Source organism: Sphingomonas lacusdianchii, from assembly GCF_022664395.1.
GTDB classification, from domain to species: Bacteria; Pseudomonadota; Alphaproteobacteria; order Sphingomonadales; family Sphingomonadaceae; genus Sphingomonas; species Sphingomonas lacusdianchii.
Map to the genome: position 1 here is coordinate 1,333 of NZ_JAKRET010000046.1, position 5,533 is coordinate 6,865.

2 protein-coding genes are annotated in these 5,533 nt (G+C 61.2%); both read right to left on the reverse strand.

Features of this window, described 5'->3' with window-relative positions; genetic code table 11:
* Positions 1-3,156: PAS domain S-box protein (locus MF607_RS22085; protein WP_431311991.1), on the reverse strand; the 3,156-nt coding region annotated here is incomplete at its 3' end.
* A 109-nt stretch (positions 3,157-3,265) separates the two neighbouring features.
* Positions 3,266-5,371: an ATP-binding protein gene (locus MF607_RS22090; RefSeq protein ID WP_242122328.1), complete on the reverse strand. Its 2,106-nt coding sequence runs from the start codon at positions 5,369-5,371 to the stop codon at positions 3,266-3,268.
* Positions 5,372-5,533: the final 162 nt, after the last annotated feature.

The following is a 5,533-nucleotide window of genomic DNA, read 5'->3' on the forward strand; positions in this document are numbered from 1 at the left end:
TGCNTCCCAGGACGTGGCGGTGAGAACGTCGGTAGCCCGTCCAAGCGACGCAAGGCGCGAGGAGAACGCGGCGGAGGCTTCTTCCAGCGTGGTCGCATCGCGCAGCGTCTGATTGGCGATCGATTGAACAATCGTCAGCACATTCTTGAGCCGGTGGCTGAGTTCGCCGTTGAGGAGGCGTTGCTGTTCACGCGCTTCCTCCAGCGTCGTGTGATCACGCGACACCGACAGGATGCGCTCTACCCGGCCGTTTTCTCCGAAAATGGGGGACACCGACACCGACCAGAATTTTGGTGTACCGAGAAAAGTGTCGGCCGCTGTTTCAAAGTGGAAGGACTGGCCGGCTCTGGCGGTTTCCAGCGCCTCCTTCCCAATGCCGGTTCCATCATCTTTCAGAAACGTGGGCCAGAAGCAGCCCTTCACCGCATTGAAGTCGCTGATCTCCATAACCTTCATGCCACCCTCACTCATGAAGGTGAGGTTGCCTTCAAGGTCGAGTACCTTGATGCAGTCGGTCGATGCAGCAAGCACACTGCGCATGAAGCTCTCGCTGTCACGCAGTTCCTCCTCGGCTCGGCGACGCTCGATCGCAGTGCGAATACGAGCTGCCGTATCGGAAGCGAACGCGATGTCCTCAGAGGTCCACTCGCGCGACACGTCATCGTGAACGAAGAAGATGGCTACCGTGCGCCCGTTCTCGACGACGGGCAGGTTGACCATTGTTCGAACCGCTATGCCTTCGAGGACCTCCGATCTCGGCCCCGTTCTTGGATCAAGCCGGACATCGGGAACGACAACCGCACGGCCTGCGCGCAGATCCGCCGCATGGTCGCCGTAGTCATCGAGGCGATATGTACCCTTGAGGCTTGGATACCCCTGCGCTGTCCAGTCTTCCGGCACGGTAAAGGTTTCGCCATCGACGGCGACCGTACCGTACCCGACGCGGCCAACGCCGAGTGCCTTGCCGATGATCGCCGTCGCCTGCTTGACCGTCCCACCCACGTCGGTTGTATCAGCCAAGGCGTGTTCCAGCTCGACCAACGCTTCGCGTCGTTGCTCGGCACGTATGCGCTCGGTGACTTCAAGGAAGATCACCGTGAAACGATCATCGCCGGTCGATTGGCAAACACCATCGTACCAGCGATGAAGGTTGCCGACCTGTCGCGTGAAGCGCACTGCTTCACCCGTATCGACGACGCGGGCGAATTCCAGCACCCATTCGTCCTCGACACCGGGGAAGAGCTGGCGGATGGTCCGTCCAACGACAGAACCGCGCTCGATCCCAACCAGATCGTACCAAGCGTTGTTCACCTCTTCATACCGCCAATCGACGATATGTCCTTGTGCATCACGTACGACCTTACCGAGGACAAAGCCTTCCTCCAGCGTCTCGAAGAGGCCCCGCCATTTCGCTTCATTAGCCCGGAGTTCTGCCGTGGCGCGATCCCGCTCCGCTTCGATCGCGCGCCGATCATCAACGTTGATAAGGACACCGGGGAATGTCTGCGGCGTACCATCCTGCGCCAGTTCGACGCGCCCGTTGGCCTCTATCCAGCGGTAGTTCCCATCGGCATGACGAACACGATACTGGTGGGCATAGGCCCCCCCGCGGGAAATGGCGGCGTCGATGGCTTGCGCTAACCCTTCCTGATCATCCGGGTGGACCGTGGCAACGATCTGGGCAAGCGGTATGCCTTCACGACCAAGGGCAGGATCAAGACCGAATGTACGGGCGAAAGCCTCATCGATTGCGAAACAGTCGCTGGGAAGATCCCAGTGCCACGTCCCGATGATCGCACCTGCCTGCAAGGCGAGTTGTACGCGCTCGATGTTCTCACGCGCCAACGCTTCGCTGATAGCCAGGCGATCCTGCGCTTCGCGCCGGGCTGTGACGTCGTTGAAGATGATGGCGATTTGCCGATCGGCGGGATCGCCGACCCGTACTGCACGCACGTCGAACCAGCGGCCGAACGCCTCGGCATAGTTCTCGAAATTCGTTGCCTCGCCGGTCTTCGCGACGTGACCATAAGTATCGAACCAGAACCGCTCCAGATCCGGGGCAAATTCTGTGACCCATTTGCCACGCAGGTTGACGCCGGCCTGACGTTCGAAAGCCGGATTTGCCTCAAGGAAGCGATAGTCCACGGGCTGATCGTTCTCGTCAAACTTCACCTCGACGATGGCGAACGCCGCCTCCACGGTATCGAAGATCGTCGTGAACCGCTCCTGTGCCTCGCGAAGGGCAGCTCCTGCGAGATGCTCTTCCGTGCGGTCGCGAAAGATCTTCACGTATCCGATATGATGGTCGTCCTGGTCGAGGAGCGGTGACATTTCACCGCTCGCCCAGAAACGCTGTCCGCCCTTGCGCATATGCCAGCGCTCGTCGGTTGCACGCCCCGTCTCGCGAGCGCACTGCATCTCAACAGCAGGCCGTTCGGCCTCGCGGTCCTCTGGCGTGAAGAACAGGGATGCGCTTTTTCCAATCACCTCGTCCTTGGACCAGCCAAGCACATATTCCGCACCGTAGCTCCACTCGACGATCTGTCCGTTGAGATCGGTAGCGACGATCGCGAAATCCTGGGCGCTATCCATGATAGCGCGCTGCCGCGCCTCCGAGGCCGCTATTCGCCTCATCGTCAGGCGTTGTTCGAGCTGTGCCATCACCTGTCGCGCCAGAACGCGAATGGAGCGCAACTGCACGTCGGAGAGGGTTCTGGGACGATGATCAAGCACGCATAAGGTGCCGATCGGGAAGCCATCAGCCGTTTTGAGCAAGGCTCCGGCGTAGAAGCGCAGTGGTGGCTCACCTGTAACAAGGGGGTTGCACGCAAAACGCGGATCAGCTGCGGCATCGGGTATGAGGAGAAACTCCTCTTCGAGAAGCGCATGACTGCAGAACGCTGTGTCCAGCGGCGTTTCGCGAACTCCAAGACCTACTTCGGCCTTGAAGAACTGACGTCCGTTTCCGATCAGGTTCACAATCCCGATCGGCGCCTCGCAGATTGCCGCAACCAGCTCGGCGATCTCGTCGAACGCCGCTTCGCGCGGCGTATCCATCACATCGAATTTTGCGAGCGCAGCTAACCGCTGCTGCTCATGCGCGGGAAGATCAGTCATTGCTTTCCACGGTTGGGCCCTTTGGGGATGCCCTAGCATCACCAGCCCATATCTGCCAGATTGGGTACGTTACCAAGCGGTACGATGAACGATCGATAGCCCGTCACGATGGCATGTTTCGAATGCCCCGCGCGGCAACCAGCCAGTTTTAGAGAACGGCAGCTGCAATGTCGGTCGAAGGCGTACCTGCTCGGCATAGTAGGCCAGCGAGCTTCGCTGCAAGATCGGCGTGCCGGAAAGGCTTTTCCAGCCGCGGAAATCCAGCCTCGATGCCGATCGCATCCGAATAGCCTGATACGACCAGCACTGGCAGGCCCGGGCGCTCGGCAAGGACGGTGCGCGCCAGTTCGACGCCGGTCATCTCGGGCATCAGGTGATCGGTCACGAGCACATCGACGTGGTGGCCCTGACGAAGCGCTGCCAACGCCTCCTCGCCGGAGCGCGCCTCAATGACCTCGAAGCCAATTTCGGTGAGCATGTCCGAGGTGCTGGCTCGCACGAAATCCTCGTCATCGACCAGGACGGCGATCCCGGCAACCATCGGTTCCATTATCGCAGCCTTGCCGGGGGTGGTCGGGAGCCCCCCGCTTAGCGGCAGCCACAGACTGATCGTGGTGCCTTCGTCCGCAACACTCTGGATCGTCAGTGCCCCACCGAGTTGCGACACGAGGCCGTGTGCCATCGACAGTCCGAGGCCGGTCCCCTTCCCGATACCCTTCGTCGAGAAGAACGGCTCGATCGCCCGCAGGCGGGTGTCCTCGCTCATGCCCGTCCCGGTGTCGGTGACGGCGATTACGACATAGCTGCCTTCCGGGACGGAGGGATGGTCAGTCCCCGGGCTCTGCAAGTGCGCCGACAGGACAAGTTTTCCGCCCTCAGGCATGGCATCCTTGGCATTCACCGCCAGGTTGAGGATCGCCATTTCCACCTGGTTGGTGTCAGCCAATGCAAGCGGCAGATCGTCTGCGACATCCAGTTCGAGCGTGATGCGTGGGCCAAGTGTGGTCGCGACCAGTTCGCTTATGCCGGTGAGCAGCGCGGACGTATCGGTCGCCTCGGGCTTCAGGGGCTGGCGGCGCGCGAAGGCAAGCAGGCGCTGCACCAGCGTTCGCGCGCGCTCGGCCGACTGCAAGGCACCGTCGATCAGCCGCTGTTCGCGATCGCCGCCCACCTTACGGCGTTGCAGGAGGTCAAGGCTTCCCAGGATCGGCGTCAGCAGATTGTTGAAATCGTGCGCGACCCCACCGGTAAGCTGGCCCATCGCCTCCAGCTTCTGCGACTGGCGTAACGCTTCCTGTGTCGTCAGCAATTCGCGGGTCCGCTCCGCGACCAGATGCTCCAAGGTGGCGGCCGACGTGCGCAGCGCATCCTCCATCCGCCGACGTTCAGTTATGTCGATCGAAACCCCTGCCAGCGTCACAGGCGTGCCGTCAGCCGCATAGGCTGGTTGTCCCCGGATACCGATCCAGCGTGTCTCGCCTTGTGGCGTCAGCAGCCGATATTCGATGTCGTAGTCACAACCGGTGCGCAAGCTGGTTTCGATGGCACCCTGCACCCGTGCTTTGTCCTCGTCATGGATGGCGGCGTGCAGCTCTGCATAACTGAAGGGCAGTTCGGGATCGCGCCCGAAATTCGTCCGGCACGTCGCCGAGGTTTCCAGCTCGCCAGTCGCGACATCGAACGACCACATCCCCATTCTGCCAGCTGAGAGCATGAGCGCGCGCTGACGACCGCTCTCCTCCGCTGCCCGGAGCAGCCGCGCCTTGTCGATCGCGATGGCAGCGAGGCGCGCCAGGCTTTCAAGGCGTCGGATCGTCTCGGGATCATGATTGCGAACGTCCGACCAATAGGCCCCAAGCGCTGCGATGGCTCTGGGCTTCCCGATCGGTGCCATCAACAGACTGCGAACGAACGTACCCTTATAGGTTTCATGCGGAACGCGATCGTCGCGGGCGATATCGGGAATCGCGACGGTTTCCAGATGCTGCATTGCCCAGCCGGACACGCATACACTGAGATCGAACCGGTTGCCCCCCCAAAGCGGGCTGATCGCATCTTCCGCGGCATAGAAGCAGCGTTCGTCTTCGCGAATGACAACGGCGATACCTTCCGCCCCGATCGCCTCCCGCGCGGTCTGTCGGAGAACTTCGACCACCTCATCCATCGATCCGGCATCGGCAAGCCGCTCGCTGGCGTCCATCAGGACCGTTTGAGCGGACGTACTATGGTCGGGTGCCGAACTGTCGTTGATCATCGAAACGTTTCTCCGATCGCGTCTTACCACATTTTAGGAGCAAGCGTCGGTGTTTTGCCTGGACGATCGTCGCCCGATCGCGACACGCGCACAGGGGTATGCTGCAAACAAGCAATGAGCGAGACCACCCGCACTGTCTCCAAGGGGTATGGTGATCAAGGG

What these genes read in the sequence shown, in the direction of transcription:
- MF607_RS22090 (WP_242122328.1), bottom strand. Translation starts at nt 5,371, where the DNA reads ATGATCAACGACAGTTCGGCACCCGACCATAGTACGTCCGCTCAAACG.